At 64.1% G+C, this 18,634-nt stretch carries 17 protein-coding genes; 13 read left to right on the top strand and 4 right to left on the bottom strand.

From position 1 onward, the window contains the following. Position 1: 1 nt before the first annotated feature. Entirely contained in the window at positions 2-508 is a 507-nt protein-coding gene (locus tag ABGX75_RS06540) for a GspH/FimT family protein (RefSeq protein ID WP_287125095.1), read from the bottom strand. A 91-nt stretch (positions 509-599) separates the two neighbouring features. On the opposite strand from ABGX75_RS06540, the gene pilV reads away from it, so the two are divergent. The 6 genes from pilV to ABGX75_RS06510 all read left to right on the top strand — a co-directional run bounded on the left by pilV (position 600) and on the right by ABGX75_RS06510 (position 5,744). Continuing rightward, complete coding sequence (pilV, locus tag ABGX75_RS06535) at positions 600-1,058, top strand: type IV pilus modification protein PilV (protein WP_287125094.1); 459 nt, start codon at positions 600-602, stop codon at positions 1,056-1,058. Continuing rightward, the gene (locus tag ABGX75_RS06530; protein WP_179153625.1) at positions 1,030-1,776 is read left to right on the top strand and encodes a PilW family protein; all 747 of its coding nucleotides are present in this window, start codon (positions 1,030-1,032) and stop codon (positions 1,774-1,776) included. Before pilV ends, ABGX75_RS06530 begins: the two co-directional genes overlap by 29 nt. Then, positions 1,773-2,399, top strand: a complete 627-nt coding sequence (locus ABGX75_RS06525; RefSeq protein ID WP_287125093.1) for a PilX N-terminal domain-containing pilus assembly protein — start codon at positions 1,773-1,775, stop codon at positions 2,397-2,399. Before ABGX75_RS06530 ends, ABGX75_RS06525 begins: the two co-directional genes overlap by 4 nt. A gap of 34 nt (positions 2,400-2,433) precedes the next feature. Beyond that, positions 2,434-2,829 carry a type IV pilin protein gene (locus tag ABGX75_RS06520; RefSeq protein ID WP_011505801.1) on the top strand — a complete coding sequence of 132 codons (396 nt, stop codon included), beginning with the start codon at positions 2,434-2,436 and terminating at the stop codon, positions 2,827-2,829. An 89-nt stretch (positions 2,830-2,918) separates the two neighbouring features. Next, entirely contained in the window at positions 2,919-4,004 is a 1,086-nt protein-coding gene (gene thiO, locus ABGX75_RS06515) for a glycine oxidase ThiO (RefSeq protein WP_287125092.1), read from the top strand. A gap of 108 nt (positions 4,005-4,112) precedes the next feature. Continuing rightward, positions 4,113-5,744, top strand: coding sequence for an NAD+ synthase (locus ABGX75_RS06510; RefSeq protein ID WP_035415315.1), 1,632 nt, complete (start codon positions 4,113-4,115; stop codon positions 5,742-5,744). A 112-nt stretch (positions 5,745-5,856) separates the two neighbouring features. Here the strand turns inward: ABGX75_RS06510 and ABGX75_RS06505 are convergent, their stop codons facing one another. Continuing rightward, a complete protein-coding gene (locus ABGX75_RS06505; RefSeq protein ID WP_011505804.1) occupies positions 5,857-6,663 on the bottom strand; it encodes an outer membrane protein assembly factor BamD in 807 nt (268 codons plus the stop codon). Between the two features lie 105 nt (positions 6,664-6,768). Between ABGX75_RS06505 and rluD the strand changes: the two genes are divergently transcribed. The 3 genes from rluD (at position 6,769) to clpB (ending at position 11,219) form a co-directional block, all read left to right on the top strand. Further along, on the top strand, positions 6,769-7,728 hold the full coding sequence (gene rluD / locus ABGX75_RS06500) for a 23S rRNA pseudouridine(1911/1915/1917) synthase RluD (RefSeq protein WP_347410917.1): 960 nt from the start codon (positions 6,769-6,771) through the stop codon (positions 7,726-7,728). Between the two features lie 11 nt (positions 7,729-7,739). After that, positions 7,740-8,495, top strand: coding sequence for a peptidoglycan editing factor PgeF (gene pgeF / locus ABGX75_RS06495; protein ID WP_011505806.1), 756 nt, complete (start codon positions 7,740-7,742; stop codon positions 8,493-8,495). Positions 8,496-8,636: 141 nt separating this feature from the next. Beyond that, the gene (clpB, locus tag ABGX75_RS06490) at positions 8,637-11,219 is read left to right on the top strand and encodes an ATP-dependent chaperone ClpB (protein ID WP_035415312.1); all 2,583 of its coding nucleotides are present in this window, start codon (positions 8,637-8,639) and stop codon (positions 11,217-11,219) included. A gap of 96 nt (positions 11,220-11,315) precedes the next feature. Here clpB and ABGX75_RS06485 read toward each other — a convergent pair whose 3' ends face one another. After that, on the bottom strand, positions 11,316-12,653 hold the full coding sequence (locus ABGX75_RS06485) for a sugar porter family MFS transporter (RefSeq protein WP_224114654.1): 1,338 nt from the start codon (positions 12,651-12,653) through the stop codon (positions 11,316-11,318). 522 nt (positions 12,654-13,175) lie between these two features. On the opposite strand from ABGX75_RS06485, the gene ABGX75_RS06480 reads away from it, so the two are divergent. After that, the gene (locus ABGX75_RS06480; RefSeq protein ID WP_035415308.1) at positions 13,176-14,900 is read left to right on the top strand and encodes an acetolactate synthase 3 large subunit; all 1,725 of its coding nucleotides are present in this window, start codon (positions 13,176-13,178) and stop codon (positions 14,898-14,900) included. Beyond that, complete coding sequence (ilvN, locus tag ABGX75_RS06475) at positions 14,900-15,391, top strand: acetolactate synthase small subunit (RefSeq protein ID WP_011505810.1); 492 nt, start codon at positions 14,900-14,902, stop codon at positions 15,389-15,391. The genes ABGX75_RS06480 and ilvN overlap by 1 nt, the downstream gene beginning before the upstream one ends. Before the next feature lie 74 nt (positions 15,392-15,465). On the opposite strand, the gene ilvY is transcribed toward ilvN, so the two are convergent. Then, the gene (gene ilvY / locus ABGX75_RS06470) at positions 15,466-16,347 is read right to left on the bottom strand and encodes an HTH-type transcriptional activator IlvY (RefSeq protein WP_011505811.1); all 882 of its coding nucleotides are present in this window, start codon (positions 16,345-16,347) and stop codon (positions 15,466-15,468) included. Between the two features lie 167 nt (positions 16,348-16,514). On the opposite strand from ilvY, the gene ilvC reads away from it, so the two are divergent. Together ilvC and pssA are read left to right on the top strand one after the other, a co-directional pair. Further along, positions 16,515-17,531: a ketol-acid reductoisomerase gene (gene ilvC, locus ABGX75_RS06465; protein ID WP_011505812.1), complete on the top strand. Its 1,017-nt coding sequence runs from the start codon at positions 16,515-16,517 to the stop codon at positions 17,529-17,531. A 155-nt stretch (positions 17,532-17,686) separates the two neighbouring features. Beyond that, positions 17,687-18,511: a CDP-diacylglycerol--serine O-phosphatidyltransferase gene (gene pssA / locus ABGX75_RS06460; RefSeq protein ID WP_011505813.1), complete on the top strand. Its 825-nt coding sequence runs from the start codon at positions 17,687-17,689 to the stop codon at positions 18,509-18,511. Positions 18,512-18,634: the final 123 nt, after the last annotated feature.

Genomic DNA, 18,634 nt, shown 5'->3' with positions numbered 1-18,634 from the left:
ATCAGCGCGCACAGGCGGCATCGCCTTCCGGGAGTCGTTCAATGCGTACGCGTCCGCCACGGCTCAACACGATGCGGCGCGCGGGTGTCGTGGCCGTCGCCGTGCACAGGTAGAAACTGCCGATCTGGAAGCTGCCCGAAGCGCGCAGCGAATAACCGTTTGGCGCGTAGCGCACGTAGCGTCGCAAGGGCTGATTGGCGCGTAGCCGCAGCCCGTTCGCGAGCCCGCCGCCGGCACGCAAGGTCGGCTCCGAGGGCCCTTGTCGACCATCGTCGTCGCGATCGGCGAACACGCGCCAGCCCTGCTCCCATCCGTTTTCTTCACTCACCAGCATGACCGGCACGCCCTGGCGTATGGCTTCGCTACGGGTGTAATACAGGGCCTGGTAGAGCGCGTGGCTGGCAGCCTGCAGGCGCTGCTCGCGTAGCAGTTTCCCCATCGCGGGCATGCCCTGGGTGGTCAGCAAGCCAAGGATGACGATGAGCACGAGCAGTTCGAGTAATGTCATGCCGCGTTGCATGCCGTTCATCGGGTGCCCTACTATTGTTAAGACTTTACTTATATATTTGAAAAAGGCATCCATCAATCGGGCAACGGGCATGGAACGAACGCAAAGGGCACGCAGGCTTCCGCGCGCATGGCATGGCTTCAGCCTGATCGAAGTCCTGGTCACGCTGTTCATTCTGTCGTTCGGCATGCTGGGGCTGGCGGCCACTCAGGCTCAGGCATTGCAGGCCCAGCGCCGAGCCGATAACGAATCCCAGGCGGTACAGCGCGCCGCGGCCATGCTCGAGCGCTTGCGTATCGATCGCCGGGGCGCGGTCGCCGGAAAGTACGACTTGCCGTGCAGCGATACGCCTGCGAAGGCCGCCTCGCAGCAGGTACGCACCTGGCTGGCGGGGCTTCGCCTCGTCTTGCCGCAGGCGCAAGGCTGCATCGCGGTGGCGGGCGATGAAGAGGTGGCGACGGCAACGGTACGGATCATGTGGCATGCGCATCGCGATACATGGGAGCAGGACGACGATACGCGTGAGTACCGCCTGCAAACGCGTCTCTGAGCGAGGGTCGTCGGGCGGCGGTCGCCGTCAGCATGGCGTGTCGCTGGTCGAGCTGATGGTGAGCCTGGCCATCGGCATGCTGGTACTGGTCGGTGTCGTCGATCTGTTCCTTGCCTATCAGCATCAGTACCGCATGCAGACGCAACTGGCCCAGATGCAGGAAAGCGGCCGGTTCGTCACCGATGTGCTGACCCGGGAACTGCGCAAGGCAGGCTATGCACCACGTGGGCTGACAGAGGCGTTCCCCGCGACCGCTCATTTTGCCGCGAAGGCCAGCGTGACGGGCAGCAACGACAGCATACAAGTCCGCTACTATGGCAGCGCCGACGGCACCATGCAGGATTGCCTGGGCGCAAGGCTTGGGCGTGGCGACGCGTCGCGCGCCCGGTTTGCCTTGCGCGAAGACGGCGGGCTGACCTGTGCGGTGGACGACACCCCGCCCCAGCCTCTGGACGCGCTCGTCGTGGATCTGGCGCTGCGTTACTTCGTGGCGGATGGCTGGCGACGCGCTGCCCAGGTGAACGACTGGACGAAGGTGACGGGTGTCAGCGCCGAGTTGCTCGTGGCCTCGCCGCAGGATGGACTCGTCGACACAGCGTCCTCCTATGTCTTCGACGGCGAGAGAGTGACGGCACCGGATCACCGCCTGTATCGCGTCTATACCACGGCGGTGGCGCTTCGCAACGCCTTGCACCCGCACGAGGAGGGGGCGTCATGAGCACCGTCGTGCCGCTGTCGCAGCGCGGGATGACGCTGGTCATCGCGCTCGTCCTGCTGATGGCGATGACGGCGCTGGCCGTTTCCGGGCTGCAAGGGGCGGTATTGCAGGAGCGCATGGCGCGTAATCTCATGGACCGCCAAGTGGCGTTCCAGGCCGCGGAGGCCGCACTCGAGGAAGGCGAGTGGCGGTTGCGCCATGCGGCCGTCACGCTGCCCGACGCGGCGGGAGAATGCACGGCACGTGACTGCCTGGCCGAGCGTACGCAACGTGCCGTGCAGTGGTCGGCCGAGCGCTGGCGACGCGATGGGCTGGCATATGGCGATAGCGGTGCCCCGCTACCGGCGGGGGTCAGCGAGCCGCCGCGAGTCACGATCGCCGTGCTGGAAAGCCGGTGCCCCGAGTCGGGGCCCTCGTGCCGGGTGGTATTCGGCGTGACGGCCTTCGCGTGGGGGCAACGCGCGGTGACGCATGCGGTGCTCACGCGCCGCGTGACGCTGGATGTTGCGCGCAAGACGGCCCAGGCACTGGCTCAAGCTGATGCGCAGGATGCCGATAACGACGCTACGCAGGTGGTCCGTCCGGCGGCGTCGCGGGCCGCGTGGCGTGCGATCATGCGTTGAGCGTCATGTTTTCGCCATCACTGGAGGCTGTTCGATGCGTCGAACCCGCGGTTTTACCCTGATCGAGCTGATGATCGTCATGGTCATCATCGGCATCCTGGCGGCGATCGCCATTCCCGCGTACACCGAGCATGTGCGCAAGGCGCAGCGGGCCGATGCCCAGGCCACGCTGATGCAGCTGGCGTACTGGATGGAGCGTCAGTACACGCAAAACAGTATTTACGATACCGATGCCACATTGCCGGAGTCGATGACAGGCGCAAAAGACCCTGAGAGGGTGTACAAATTCGAGTCCCTACCTAATCCCGATAAAAATAAGGGGGACGGGTTTCTGCTGAAGGCCACACGTATCAATAGCCAAAGCGGGGATCAATGTGGCGTGCTGAAGTTGTACGATACCGGGCAAAAACAGCCAGAAAAATGCTGGTGACACATTGAGAGTCAAGCAATGGCAGGCGCTGCCTTGCTGAGCGTCGCATGATAGATTGCGGGTTTCGCCAGCCAAGAACGAGTGTCCCTGTGAGTGAATTCTTGATCGTCGGGGGCGGCGTCATCGGCATGATGACGGCCCTGCAACTCGCCGATGCCGGCCGCCGCGTCACCCTGCTCGAGCGCGGCGAGTGCGGCCGTGAGGCCTCCTGGGCCGGCGGTGGCATCGTCTCCCCGTTGTATCCCTGGCGCTACAGCGCGCCGATTTCCACGTTGTCGCGTTATTCCGAAGGGGCCTACCCCGAGTTGTCGCTGCGCCTGCTGGAGGAAACCGGCATCGACCCCGAATACCGCCAGCGGGGGCTCTTGTACCTGCGTGTCGACGATGAAGAGCGGGCGCTCGACTGGGCGCGCCAGGAAGGCAAGCCCCTGCAGCGGGTCGGGCCGGAGACGATCTACGCCAAGGAGCCCAATGCCGCGCCGGGCGTCGAGTCGGCTCTGTGGATGCCGACCCTGGGCAGCATCCGCAATCCGCGCCTGTGTCGCGCGTTGCGTGCCCGCTTGCAGGCGATGCCCAACGTGGCGCTGCGCGAGCACGTCGATGTCGAGGAACTGGTGGCATCGGCGGGACGCATCCAGGGGGTGCGCACCTCGGCGGGACACGAAACGGCCGAATGCGTGGTGGTATGTGGCGGTGCCTGGGCCAGCCAGCTGCTGGCGAGCGTCGATGTGGCGCTGCCCGTGCGCCCGGTGCGCGGGCAGATGATCCTGTTCAAGGCGCCGCCGGGGCTGGTCGAGCGCGTGGTGTTGAAAGATGGTCGCTATGTGATTCCCCGGGGCGATGGGCGTGTCGTCGCCGGTTCCACGCTCGAAGAGGTAGGATTCGACAAGCGTACCACCGAGGCCGCCAAGGGCTCGCTCTATGACAGCGCGCTGTCCATCGTGCCGGGGCTGGCCGACTGCTCGGTGGAACATCACTGGGCGGGGTTGCGCCCCGGCTCGCCGGATGGGGTGCCCCGCATCGGTGCGGTACCGGGCGTCGAGGGCCTTTGGGTCAATGCCGGACACTATCGCAATGGCCTGGTGCTGGCGCCGGCGTCGACGCGCCTGCTGGCCGATCAGTTGCTGCAACGCACACCGGTCGTCGACCCTGCCCCTTATCGACTGGGCACCTGACGGCGGCACTTTTTGCCAGCGGGCCGGCCTTGCGTGACAATGCCGATATGCGGTCGTTAACACGGCCTGACTCCCTGCCAATCGCAATGAGAGAGGCGCTTTTCGCTCATGCAAGACCTGACTCTGGTGATGGCCCAGCTCGACCCGCTGGTGGGCGATATCCCCGGCAATACCGCGCAGGCCATTGAAGCCGTGCGCGAAGCGCGCATCGAACACCGTGCCGACGTGGTGGTCTTCCCTGAACTGTTTCTGACCGGCTATCCCCCGGAAGACCTGTTGTTCCGCGAGTCGATGGAGTCGCGGCTCGAGCAGGCCCGCGAGCAGATGGCGCGCAAGGTGGCGCGCGACGTGATGGTGATCATCGGCTATCCGGGCAAGCGCGATGGGCGGCTACACAATCTCGCCGGCGTGCTGTACGACGGTGAATGGCTCGGCGAGTATGCCAAGCAGGCACTGCCCAATTACCAGGTGTTCGACGAACAGCGGTATTTCGCGCCGGGCGCGTCGCCGCTGGTCATCGAACACCGTGGCGCCAGGCTCGGCGTGTTGATCTGCGAGGACCTGTGGGACGGCGGGCCGGTGGCCCAGAGCGTCGATGCCGGTGCCGATATCGTGGTCACGCTCAATGCCTCGCCCTATCACCGCGACAAGCCGCTGGAACGGGAGCGCCTGTTCGCCGAGCGTGCTCGGGCGGTGACGCGCCCCGTGGTCTATCTCAACCAGGTCGGCGGCCAGGACGAGCTGGTCTTCGACGGAGGCTCCCTGGTGCTCGACGCCAGCGGCCAGGTCGCGGTACGTGCGCCGTTCTGGGAAGTGGGCCTGATGCCGGTACGCTTCACCGACGCCTCGGGTGCCTGGCAACCCGAGGCGGGTGAGTGCGAGCCGCTGTTGAGCTCGGAGGAGAGTCTCTATTGCGCGCTGGTCACCGGGCTGCGCGATTACGTCAACAAGAATCGCTTTCAGGGCGTGGTGCTGGGACTTTCCGGCGGTATCGACTCGGCACTGTCGCTGGCCATCGCGGTCGACGCCCTGGGGCCCGAGCGTGTCCAGGCGGTGATGATGCCCTATCACTACACGGCGGATATCTCCAAGGCGGATGCGGCGGCGCAGGCCGAGCTGCTCGGGGTGCATTACGAGGTCATGCCGATCGCGCCGATGGTGGAGGCCTTCACCGATACGCTGCGCGAGAGCTTCGCCGGAACCGAGCGCGATACCACCGAGGAAAACCTGCAGTCGCGTTGTCGCGGCGTGCTGTTGATGGCGCTCTCCAACAAGAAAGGACTGATGGTGCTGAGCACCGGCAACAAGAGCGAGATGGCCGTGGGTTATGCCACGCTCTATGGCGACATGGTGGGCGGCTACAATGCGCTCAAGGATGTCTACAAGACATGGGTGTACCGTCTGGCCAAATGGCGCAATGCCCAGGCACCGGCCATTCCCGAGCGCGTCATCACGCGTCCGCCCTCCGCCGAGCTGGCCCCGGACCAGGCGGATAGCGATTCGCTGCCTGCCTATGACGAACTGGACGCGATCCTCGAGCGCTACATCGAGGGCGACATGAGCGCCGAGGCGATCATCGATGCCGGTTTCGCCAGCGAGGATGTCTACAAGGTCGTGAAGCTGGTCGACCGCTCCGAGTACAAGCGGCGTCAGGCGCCGGTGGGCGTGCGGGTGACGGTGCGTGGCTTCGGGCGCGACCGTCGCTATCCCATCGTCAATGGCTGGGCGCCGGGGGAGTGATCCCGGTATCCGGCGACGCAGCATGAAAGACGCCCCCGCCGGCATGAGCGGCGGGGGCGTCTAGCCTGCGGCCTGATAGAGCGGTTCGCGTCCGAACGCTCGACGCCGGCTGTCAGTCGTTCAGCGTCAATGGTTCGGCGTCGACGTGCTCGGGCTCGAAGGTGTTGCCATCGAGACGTGCATTGTCGGGATCGTTCTTGATCAGCGTCTGCAGGACGGTACGCGCGCGATCACGCATGTCCAGCCCCAGGTAGCCTTCGACCATGACGGCGAGGGCATCGCGCGTGGCAGGGGTCTGCGGATAGTGCTGGAGTACCCACTCGCCACGGTTGATGGCCGCCAGGTAGGCGCCCTTGCGCAGGTAGAAGTCGGCGACCTGCAGCTCGTGACGCGAGAGGACGTTGCGCAGGTAGACGATGCGCTGGCGGGCGTCGGCCGCATAGGGGCTGTCCGGAAAACGGCGGACCAGCTCGCCGAAGTCGACGTTGGCGTCGCGCGTGGCGCCCAGATCGCGCTTGGAGATGTCGATCAGCTCGAGCCCTTCGAGACTGAAACGGCCGGCTTGATAGGCCGCGAGCCCGCGCATGTAGTAGGCGTAGTCGACCTGGGCGTGGTCGGGATGCAAGCGGATGAAACGGCTGGCGGCGGCGCGTGCCTGTTCCCAGTCTTCGGTCTGGTAATACGCGTAGATCAGCTCCAGTTGAGCCTGCTCGGCGTAGCGTCCGAAGGGGTAGCGTGTGTCCAGCGCTTCGAGGCGTGTCACGGCCGTGCTGTACCGCCCGGCATCGAGCGCCGATTGCGCTTGCTGGTAGAGCTCCTGCTCTTGCAGGTCCGGTGCCGGCTCGTTGCTGGCGCAACCGGCGAGCAGCGCGCCGCTCAGTAGCAACGCACCGAACGTGCCAAGTGAAGGGAGTCGCATCGTCATCCTCGTTCAACCAATACGGGGCGGCCGTGCTAGAATCCGCCAGTTCGGAGTCACTATAAAGCAAACGCCCCCAGTGGCGAAATGGAACCGAGCATTGCCATGGCAGATACCGTGCAGCGAGAAGAACGCGTCCCCGACACCATGATCGGCCTGCGCCTGGATCAAGCCGCCGCCGAGCTGTTCGCGGACTTCTCCCGCGAGCGTCTCAAGGCCTGGATCAAGTCGGGCGCATTGACCCGGGACGGCGCGCCTGCGCGGCCCAAGGACAAGCTGTTCGGTGGCGAGCGGCTGACGCTCGAGGCCACGCTCGAGGAAGACACGCGCTTCGCACCGCAGGCCATGGCGCTGTCGATCGTCCACGAAGACGACGATGTTCTGGTCATCGACAAGCCCGCGGGGCTGGTCGTGCATCCGGCCGCCGGCAATCCCGATGGCACCTTGCTCAATGCCTTGCTGCACCATGCGCCGGGACAGATGCAACTGCCCCGTGCCGGGATCGTGCATCGTCTCGACAAGGACACCACCGGCCTGATGGTGGTTGCCAAGACGCTGGCTGCGCATGCCTCGCTGGTCGAGCAGTTGCAGGCACGTACGGTATCGCGTGAGTACGATGCCGTGGTGACCGGCAGGATGACGGCCGGTGGCAGTGTCGATGCACCGATCGGCCGCCATCCCAAGGATCGCAAGCGCCAGGCGGTCACCCCGTCGGGCAAGCCGGCGGTGACGCATTACCGCGTGGTGGAGCGCTTTCCCGCTCACACCCATGTGCGCTGCCGGCTCGAAACCGGGCGCACCCACCAGATTCGCGTGCATATGGCGCATCGGCGCTTTCCGCTGATCGGCGATCCGGTCTATGCCGGGCGCCTCAAGATGCCGGCCGGCGCCACCGACGCACTGAAGGACGTGCTGCGTCATTTTCCGCGTCAGGCGCTGCATGCTCGCAAACTGGTCTTCGTGCATCCCGGCACGGGCGAGACGCTGACGTTTCGCGCGCCCTTGCCCGACGATATGCTGATGTTGCTGGATTTCCTGCGCGATGCAGCCGACACGCCGACCTGAGTGAGCCTGTCATGAGCGAACGCCCCACCCTGATCTTGCCCGACTGGCCGGCGCCGAGCACGGTCGGCGCATTCGTGACCACGCGCGAGAGCGGGCCCAGCCAGGGCGCTTTCGCGTCCTTCAACCCGGCGGATCACGTCGGCGACGATCCCGTCACGGTCGAGGCCTGTCGCCGTCGCTTGAGCGCCGAACTCGACGACGAGCGTCCCTTGCTGTGGCTGGAACAAGTGCACGGGGCCAACGTGCAGCAGGAGTATCGTGCCGACTTTGCCGAGCACGCGCCGCGTGCGGATGCCTCGGTGGCCTTCGATACCGGCCATGCCTGCGTGGTGCTGACGGCCGATTGCCTGCCGGTCTTCTTCTGCGACCGTCAGGGTACCCGGGTGGGCGTGGCGCACGCCGGCTGGCGGAGTCTGGCCGGCGGCGTGCTGGAGGCCAGTGTTGCTGCGCTGGGCGTGGCGCCGGACGACCTCATGGCCTGGCTGGGGCCGGCGATCTCCAAGGCGCAGTTCGAGGTGGGTGCCGAGGTGTTCGATACGTTCGTGGCCGTGCAGCCGGAAGCGGAAAGCGCCTTCGAGCCCAGTCCCTATCGGCTCGGCCATTACATGGCGGACCTCTATCGCCTGGCGAGGCTGCGTCTCGAACGTCTGGGCGTCGGCCATATCGGCGGGGGGCACTTCTGTACCGCCTGCGAACCGCGCTTCTATTCCCACCGCCGCGACGACGGCAACACCGGCCGCATGGCCAGCGTGATCTGGCTGCGCTAGCGCCGTCCGCCTCCTTTCGCGCTGGCGGAACGTTTTTTGCACGCCAGTGACTTGAAACGCCTCCAGCATACCTCCATTGATGATGTCAACATGAAATGACTTGGCGGCGCGCGCCGGTGCGCCGCATTGGAGGAGGGTTCGATGCGAATCGATCGAATGACCAGCAAGCTGCAGAACGCCCTGGCCGAGGCACAATCCCTGGCAGTGGGGCGCAGTCACAATCAGCTCGATCCCGGGCATGTGCTGATGGCGCTCGTCGAAGCGCAGGAAAGCGGCATCAAGGGACTGGTGCAGAAGGCCGGCGGCGATACCGCGCGGCTGCGCGACGGCCTGTCCCAATACCTCGATGGCTTGCCCAGTGTCGGCCAGTTCGATGGCAATGTGACCATGGGGCAGGAACTGGCGCGGCTGTTCAACTTCGCCGATCGCGAAGCGCAGAAACGTGGCGACCAATACATCGCCAGCGAGCTGGTGGTGCTGGCGGCATTGGAAATGAAAAGCGCCATCAGCAAGGTGCTCCAGCAGGCCGGTCTGGATGTCCAGTCCGTGCGGAGTGCCATCGACAGTCTGCGCGGAGGCAGCAAGGTGGATGATGCCTCGGCCGAGGAGAGCCGCGAGGCCCTGGACAAGTACACCACCGACCTGACCCAGCGAGCCGGAGAGGGCAAGCTCGATCCGGTGATCGGCCGTGACGACGAGATACGCCGCACGATCCAGGTGCTGCAGCGGCGTACCAAGAACAATCCGGTATTGATCGGCGAGCCCGGTGTGGGCAAGACCGCCATCGTCGAGGGGCTGGCGCAGCGCATCGTCAATGGCGAGGTGCCCGAGGGCCTCAAGGACAAGCGTGTGCTGGCGCTGGACATGGGCTCGTTGCTGGCTGGCGCCAAGTACCGGGGCGAGTTCGAGGAACGCCTCAAGGCCGTGCTCGGGGAGCTGGCCAAGGAGGAGGGGCGTGTCATCCTGTTCGTCGATGAGCTGCATACCATGGTCGGCGCCGGCAAGGCCGAGGGCGCGATGGACGCCGGCAACATGCTCAAGCCGGCATTGGCGCGGGGCGAATTGCACTGCGTCGGGGCCACTACGCTGGACGAATATCGTCAGCACATCGAGAAGGATGCGGCACTCGAACGGCGTTTCCAGAAAGTCCTGGTCGACGAGCCCAGCGAAGAAGACACCGTGGCGATCCTGCGTGGCCTCAAGGAGCGTTACGAGGTCCATCATGGTGTCGATATCACCGATGGCGCCATCATCGCCGCGGCCAAGCTGTCGACCCGCTACATCACCGATCGTCAGTTGCCCGACAAGGCCATCGACCTGATCGACGAGGCGGCCTCCCGGATCCGCATGGAACTCGACTCCATGCCCGAGGAGATGGACCGTCTCGACCGGCGGCTGATTCAGCTCAAGATGGAGCGCGAAGCGCTGAAGAAGGAGACCGACGAGGCCACCAAGAAGCGCCTCGACTCGCTCGAAGCGCAGATCGAGTCGCTAGAGCGCGAGTACGCCGACCTCGAAGAGGTGTGGAAAGCCGAGAAGGCCAGCATCCAGGGGGCGGCACAGTTCAAGGCGGAGCTCGAGCAGGCGCGTATCGATCTCGAGGCGGCACGCCGTCAGGGGGATCTGGGCCGCATGTCCGAGCTGCAATACGGGGTGATTCCCAAGCTCGAGAAGCAGATCGCCGAGGCGAGCGAGCAGGAAACCGATACCGCCAAGCATCAGCTGCTGCGTTCCAACGTCACCGAAGAGGAGATCGCCGAGGTGGTCTCTCGCTGGACGGGGATTCCGGTGTCCAAGATGCTTGAAGGCGAACGCGACAAATTGCTGCGCATGGAAGAGGCGCTGCACGAGCGCGTGATCGGGCAAGATGAGGCGGTGACCGCCGTGGCCAATGCCGTGCGGCGTTCGCGGGCGGGACTCGCCGATCCGGGACGTCCCAATGGGTCCTTCCTGTTCCTGGGGCCCACCGGGGTAGGCAAGACCGAGCTGTGCAAGTCGCTCGCCAGCTTCCTCTTCGATACCGAGGAGGCCATGGTGCGCATCGACATGTCCGAGTTCATGGAGAAGCATTCCGTGGCGCGGCTGATCGGGGCGCCGCCGGGCTATGTGGGATACGAAGAAGGCGGTTACCTGACCGAAGCGGTACGCCGCAAGCCTTACTCCGTGCTGCTGCTCGACGAGGTCGAGAAGGCGCACGCGGATGTCTTCAATATCCTGCTCCAGGTGCTCGAGGACGGCCGTCTCACCGATGGACAGGGGCGCACGGTGGATTTCCGCAATACGGTGATCGTGATGACCTCCAACCTGGGATCGGACATCATTCAGCGCATGGGCGGCGACGATGCCGATTATGGCGCGATGCGCGATGCCGTCATGGGAGTCGTGGGCGATCATTTCCGTCCGGAGCTGATCAACCGCATCGACGAAGTGGTGGTGTTCCACGCACTGGGCCAGGAGCAGATCCAGTCCATTGCCGGCATCCAGCTCGAACGCCTCAAGGCGCGTCTCGCCGAGCGCGAGATCCGTCTCGAGGTCAGCGACGATGCCCTGGCACAATTGGCGGTGGTCGGCTTCGATCCGGTATTCGGTGCGCGTCCGCTCAAGCGTGCCATCCAGAGCCGGATCGAAAACCCGCTGGCGCAGGAGCTGCTCGCCGGCAACTTTGCGGCGGGCGATACCATCAAGGTGACGGCCGAGGATGGTCATCTGGCCTTTGCCAAGTAAAGCTGGCGCTCGCCAGTGCCGGAAAAGCCCGCCCCTTCGGGGGCGGGTTTTTTTCATGCCGCTATGCGGGCGCTGCAACGCAGCAGCAGCGCGCGTTCAGGACGCTGTCCCGGCGGTCAGGCGCTTTTGAATGTCCTCCAGCGATACGCCCTTGGTCTCGGGCATCAACAAGGCCACGAACAGTACCTGCAGGACCATCATCACCGCGAAGAAAGCGAAGACCGGACCGCCACTGAAGGCGCCCAGCACCCAAGGGGTGACCAGGGTGATGGCGGCGGCGAAGAACCAGTGGGTGAAGCTGCCCAGCGACTGGCCTCGCGCGCGTTCCCGGTTGGGGAAGATTTCCGAAATGAAGACCCAGATGACGGTGCCCTGGCTGATACCGTGGGCGGCCACGAACACGCAAAGCTGCAAGGGAATCAGTGCCCCGCCCAGGTCGTCGGTGAAGAAGGCATGCGAAATGATCGACAGCGAGACCAGGTAGCCCGCCGAGCCTATGTACATCAACGTACGCCTGCCCAGGCGGTCGATCAGGGCGATGCCCAGCATGGTGAAAAGCACCATGATCAGACCGATGCCGGCGGTCGATAACAGTGCCGCGTTGCTGCCCAGCTCGGCGGATTCGAGGATGCGGGGCGCGTAGTACAGCACGAAGTTGATGCCAGTGAACTGGTTGAAGAACGCCATCAGGAAGGCCAGCAGGATAGGCAGTCGGTAACGCTTCGAGAAGAACCGGCTGCGAGCCTGCTGGTCGCGCTCATCGGCGCTGCGGATCTCGGCGATCTGCCGGTCGGTATCGACCTCGGGATCGATCTGTCGCAGCACATGGGCCGCAGCGGCGTCGTCGTTGCGGTTGAGGACCAGCCAGCGTGGACTGCGTGGCACCAGGAAGACCAGCAGGGTGTAGACGAGCGCGGGCAGCGCCTCGATACCCACCATCCAGCGCCAGGCGTCGGCGTCCAGCAGGGCCCCGAGGGTGGCATTGGAGACATAGGCCATGAAGATGCCGAACACCACGTTGAATTGGTACAGGGCGACGAGCTGGCCGCGTCGCTCGGCGGGCGCGATCTCGGAAATGTAGGCGGGAGCGGCGACGGTCGACATGCCCACGCCGAAGCCGCCGATCAACCGGAAGGCCGAGAACCAAAGAGGGTCGGTCGCCAGCGCCGAGCCGATGGCCGACACCAGGTACAGCACGCCGATGATCAGCAGGGTGGGGCGTCGCCCCAGCCGGTCGGTCGGCCAGTTGCCGAAGAGGGCCCCGATCACCGTCCCCCACAGAGCCATCGACATGATGAACAGGCCATGCTGCAGGTCGCTGAGGCCCCAGAGCGTCTGGATGGGTTTGTCCGCGCCGGAGATGACGGCGGTATCGAAGCCGAACAGGAAGCCGGCCATGGCCACAAAGAGCGACCATTTGAGGATGTTGGACATGAGGTGGCTCTCCGTGTCGGTAGCTGCAGTCCGCGTCCATTGGAATGGTGCTGAATCGAATCACCGTTAGTCAGTACAGCATCTCGGGTAAGTGCGTGACCACTCATGCAGTGTGCAACTTTAGTCGCGACTCATGCGCATCCGGGGCGTCGATACCCCTCTCCCTGCCGTCCTTCCGGTGGCTGACGGTTGACAGTCCCGTGACGCTATTGGAATCTTGAAGGTTCCTGATTGCGGGCGCGGCCTCGACCGGGCGATCCCCGACTTGTCGCGTGAAGGGTAGGTGTCAACCTCTACCCGCCTGTCGAAGGACATTCCGGGCACGGGCTAACCGCCTTGTCCGGCCACCCCCGACGCAGCGATCCGTTGCGAATAGAGTGCAGGCCCTATCCGGGCCGAAGGACGCCAGGGCATGGCATCAGGTGCCGGCGCAGCCGGCAGCGGCGTACCGCCGCATCGACACTTCGTCGTCCGTAACGTGACGGCGAAATGGCACTCGCTATCTCCAGGGGAGAACTACCAGTGGAATTGCTTTCCGGCGCCGATATGATCGCCCGCTTCCTGCAGGATGAGGGCGTCGAGCGTATCTATGGCTATCCCGGCGGCGCGGCGTTGCACATCTATGACGCGCTGTTTCGCCAGGACAAGGTCAAACACATTCTGGTTCGCCATGAGCAGGCCGCCACCCACGCCGCCGATGGCTATGCCCGTGCCTCGGGCAAGCCGGGCACGGTGCTGGTCACGTCCGGCCCCGGGGCGACCAATGCCGTGACCGGCATTGCCACCGCCTACATGGACTCGATTCCCATGGTCGTGCTGTGTGGCCAGGTGGCCAGCCACCTGATCGGTGAAGACGCCTTCCAGGAAACCGATATCGTGGGCGTGACACGGCCCATCGTGAAGCACAGCTTCGCCATCAAGCATCCCTCGGAAATTCCCGAGGTGCTCAAGAAGGCCTATTACCTCGCCTCGACCGGTCGTCCCGGGCCGGTGGTCGTGGACATTCCCAAGGATATGACGGCGCCCACCGAGCGTTATGAGTACGTCTATCCGAAGAAGGTCAAGATTCGCTCCTACAACCCGGTCACGCGGGGGCACAGCGGCCAGATCAAGAAGGCCGTGGACATGATGCTCAAGGCACGGCGCCCGGTGTTCTATACCGGGGGTGGCATCGTCACCAGCGGCGCCAGCGAGAACCTGACCGCACTGGTGCGTCGCCTGGGCTTCCCGATCACCACCACGCTGATGGGGATCGGCGCCTATCCGCAGACCGATGCGCAATCGCTGAGCTGGCTGGGCATGCATGGCAGCTACGAGGCCAACATGGCCATGCACCATGCCGATCTGATCATCGCCATCGGCGCGCGCTTCGATGATCGCGTGACCAACAATACGTCCAAGTTCTGCCCCACCGCCAAGATCGTGCACGTGGATATCGACCCCAGCTCGATTTCCAAGACGGTGCGCGCCGATGTGCCGATCGTGGGGCCGGCAGACAGCGTGATCAATGAGATGATCAGCCTGCTGCAAGGTCGTGAAATGGCCAATGCGGAAGCCCTACCGGAGTGGTGGGCGACCATCGACGGCTGGCGCGCCGAGCGCGAGGGCAAGCTCTACGAGCCGTCCCAGCCGGGCGAACGCCTCAAACCGCAGGAGGTCGTCGAGGCGGTGTATCACATCACGCGCGGCGAGGCGTTCGTGACCACCGACGTCGGCCAGCACCAGATGTTCGCGGCACAGTACTACAAGTTCGACAAGCCCAACCGCTGGATCACGTCCGGGGGCCTGGGCACGATGGGCTTCGGGTTTCCGGCGGCGATGGGCATCAAGCAGAATTTCCCCGACGACATCGTCGTCTGCTTCACGGGGGAAGGCAGCTTTCAGATGATGATGCAGGAGTTGTCGACCTGTAAGCAGTTCGGCACCGGAGTGAAGATCATCAATCTCAACAACGGGTCGCTGGGCATGGTGCGCCAGTGGCAGGATCTCAACTACAAGTCGCGGCATGCGCATTCCTACATGGAATCGCTGCCGGATTTCCACAAGTTGATCGAAGCCTACGGCTTCACGGCGCTCAAGGTGGAACGCCACGACCAGCTCGACGCGGCACTGGAACGCATGTTCGCCGACAACGACGAACTGGTGTTCCTGGATGTCGATGTCGATCCTCGTGAACACGTCTACCCGATGCAGGTGCCTTTGGGCGCCATGCGTGACATGCTGCTTTCGAAGACGGAGCGGACCTGATGCGCCACATCATCTCGATCCTGCTGGAAAACGAACCCGGCGCCCTGTCCCGCGTGGTGGGCCTGTTTTCGCAGCGCAACTTCAACATCGAAACCCTCAACGTCGCGCCGACCGAGGACCCGACGCTGTCGCGGCTGACGGTGACCACGGTGGGCGACGATCGCGTGATCGAGCAGATCACCAAGCACCTCAACAAGCTCATCGATGTGGTCAAGCTCGTCGACTTGACCGAGGGCAACCACATCGAGCGAGAGCTGATGCTGGTCAAGGTGAAGGCGCTGGGGGCGAGTCGCGACGAGGTCAAGCGGACGGTGGACATCTTCCGTGCCCAGATCGTCGACGTCACGCCGAGCGTCTACACGGTCCAGATCACCGGCGATGCCGGCAAGCTGGATGCCTTCGTCCAGGCCATGGCGCCGATCGGTATTCTCGAGGTCGCACGTACCGGGGTATCCGGCATTTCGCGTGGCGACAAGGTGCTCAGCCTCTAGGCCCGGGCGCCATCTCGAGCCATGCAGCACCAAGGCCGCTCTTCGGAGCGGCCTTTTTGCATTCCAACCGGGGGCTACTGGATCTGCGACCAAAGCGCCTTGACCAAGGGATTGCGAAGCTTTTTCTCGGTCACGCAAAGGCCGACCTCGTAAGGCGTCAAGCCGGGTTCGACGTCGAGAACCTGTATCCGCTCGGCCAAGGGACTGTTGTCGACCACGATCTGCGGCACCACGCCGACGCCGAAGCCCAGCCCGACCATGCTGACGATGGCCTCGTTGCCCGCGACCTGGGCGTAGATGTGAGGCTTGATGCCCAATTGCCGGAACCAGGCGTCCGTGCGGTCACGGGCGAGCCCCGATTCGGACAGGATCATCGGGATGCTGCCCCAGCTCTCCGCTTCCGTGGTTGCGGTGAGGGTGGCCAGCCATTGCGGCATGTCACGCGGGGCGATGAACAGCAGCGGCGAGGTGGCGATCGGCTTGAACGCCAGGTGCGCGGGCAGTGTCTCGGGCCGCGCCGTGATGGACATGTCCTCTTCGCCGCTGAGCACGCGCGATACCGCGCTGGCGGGATCGCCGGTATGCAGCTTGAGCTCGATACGGGGGTGACGCAGACGAAACTCGCTGAGCAACTCGTAGAGAAAGCTGTAGCTGGCGGTCACCGAGCAGTAGATGCTGATTTCCCCGGCGAGCTGGCGACTCTCCGCCATCAGGGAGTGCCGCAGCACGTCCCATTGCTCCAGGGCGTCGCGTGCATAACGCTGGAACAGTCGGCCTTCATGGGTCAGGCGAACGCTGCGGTTGTCCCGCTCGAACAGTGTCACGCCGAGCTGCGTCTCCAACTGGCGGATGGTGCGGCTCAATGTCGAGGGGCTGACATGGCAGGCTTCGCTGGAGCGACCGAAATGCAAGGTCTCGGCGAGGCTGAGGAACTGCTGATAGGGGCGTGTATCCATGGCGGCATCATTTCAATTTCCGGCATACGGTATTGCAAATATAGCGTTTTACGCAACGCATGGCCTGGCGTAAGGTGGCATCAAAGCGTCGCGATAGACGACGCTACGGCGGAAAGCCATCAACGCTGACACTTCACACGTTTCTTCTTCGATATCTGGAGTACGACATGCGCGTTTATTACGACAAAGATTGCGACCTCTCGCTGATCCAGGCGAAGAACGTCACCATCGTGGGCTATGGCTCCCAGGGGCATGCTCATGCGCATAACCTCAAGGAGTCCGGCGTCGACGTCACCGTGGCACTGCGTCCGGGGTCTTCGTCGGTGGCCAAGGCCGAAGCGGCCGGCTTCAAGGTCGCTTCCGTTCCTGACGCCTGCAAGACCGCCGACGTGCTGATGCTGCTGGCGCCGGACGAGAACCAGAAAGCCATCTACGAGCAGGACATCGCGCCCAACCTTAAGCAAGGCGCGACGCTGGCTTTCGCGCATGGCTTCAATATCCACTACAACCAGGTGACGCCGCGCGCGGATCTGGACGTGATCATGATCGCGCCCAAGGCGCCGGGTCACACGGTTCGCTCCGAGTTCGTGCGGGGCGCAGGCGTTCCGGACCTGATCGCCGTGCAGCAGGATGCCACGGGGCAGGCCAAGGAACTGGCACTGTCGTACGCCGCCGGCGTGGGTGGCGGTCGTAGCGGCATCATCGAAACGACCTTCAAGGATGAAACGGAAACCGATCTGTTCGGCGAGCAGGCGGTGCTGTGCGGTGGCGCGGTCGAGCTGGTCAAGGCCGGTTTCGAGACACTGACCGAGGCCGGGTACGAGCCCGAGATGGCCTACTTCGAGTGTCTGCACGAGCTCAAGTTGATCGTCGACCTGATGTACGAAGGCGGCATCGCCAACATGAACTACTCCATCTCCAACAATGCGGAGTACGGCGAGTACGTGACGGGCCCGGAAGTCATCAACGAGCAGTCGCGGGAAGCCATGCGCAATGCCCTGAAGCGCATCCAGAATGGTGAATACGCCAAGATGTTCATCAGCGAAGGCAACAGCAACTATCCGTCGATGCACGCGCGTCGTCGCCTGAACGCCGAGCATCCCGTCGAGCAGGTCGGCGAGAAGCTGCGCGGCATGATGCCCTGGATCGCGGCGAATCAGCTGGTCGACAAGAGCAAGAACTGAGCGTCCTGAAACGGACGGCATGAAACGGGCGCGACCACTGGTCGCGCCCGTTTGCGTTTTCGGTCGTCAATGGTCCCGACTGTCGACTAGGCTGGCAGTATGTAGAATAGCGGTACGCTCATCACGAGCGCCCCATGGCAACGGATGACTTTTTTATGACGCAAGAACCGCGCACGCCGGAATCGTCCAAGGACGCTGACGCCGAGAACGTTTCGGCCGAGAGTTCGGAGCTTCATGACGAAGACGAGATCATTGAGGAAACCATCGAAAACGGGAAGCGCGTGCGTCGGCGGGGCATTTACCTGTTGCCGAACCTGTTCACGCTTTCGGCGCTGTTCTCCGGGTTCTTCTCCATCATCGCGGCCATGAACGGCAATTTTTCCGGGGCCGCCATCGCGATCTTCGTGGCGATGGTGCTCGATGGTCTCGATGGGCGCGTGGCGAGGATGACCAATACGCAAAGTGCCTTCGGCGCCGAGTTCGACAGCCTGGCCGACATGGTCTCGTTCGGTGTGGCGCCCGCGCTGGTGGCGTTCTCCTGGATACTGCAGGATGTCGGCAAGATTGGCTGGATCGCGGCATTCATCTTCGTCTCCGGCGCTGCGCTGCGCTTGGCGCGCTTCAACGTGCAGATAGGCAGCACCGACAAGAAGTGGTTCGTGGGATTGCCGAGTCCTTCCGCGGCCGCGCTCGTCGCGGGGTGCGTATGGACGCTGCATAAATTCGATGCCGACGCGCTGGGCTTCAAGCTGTTCATCGCCTTCGTCGTGGCGGCAGCGGGTGTCTTGATGGTCAGCAACGTCCGCTACCACAGTTTCAAGGAAGTCGACTTCAAGGGCCCGGTGCCTTTCGTTGTGCTGCTCGCCATCGTGCTTGCGTTCGTGGTCATCTCGCTTGAGCCGTCGCTCATGCTGCTGATCCTGTTCGGCTGCTACGTGGTCTCCGGACCGTTGTTCGCCCTCATGCGCAAGATGCGCTGAAGGTCTCGCGAGCGGTCGAGTTATCCACACGCCGTTGGCGAGGCGGTACGACCGGCGGGTGTGGATAACATCATGAGCGCAGGAGACGAAAAACCCCTTGCGTTCACGGCGGCGGATCCGTAA

It is taken from the genome of Chromohalobacter sp. (assembly GCF_039830575.1).
Taxonomy (GTDB): domain Bacteria; phylum Pseudomonadota; class Gammaproteobacteria; order Pseudomonadales; family Halomonadaceae; genus Chromohalobacter; species Chromohalobacter israelensis.
The sequence above is the reverse complement of the archived record's forward strand: the minus strand, read 5'-3'. Positions and strand labels throughout refer to the sequence as shown.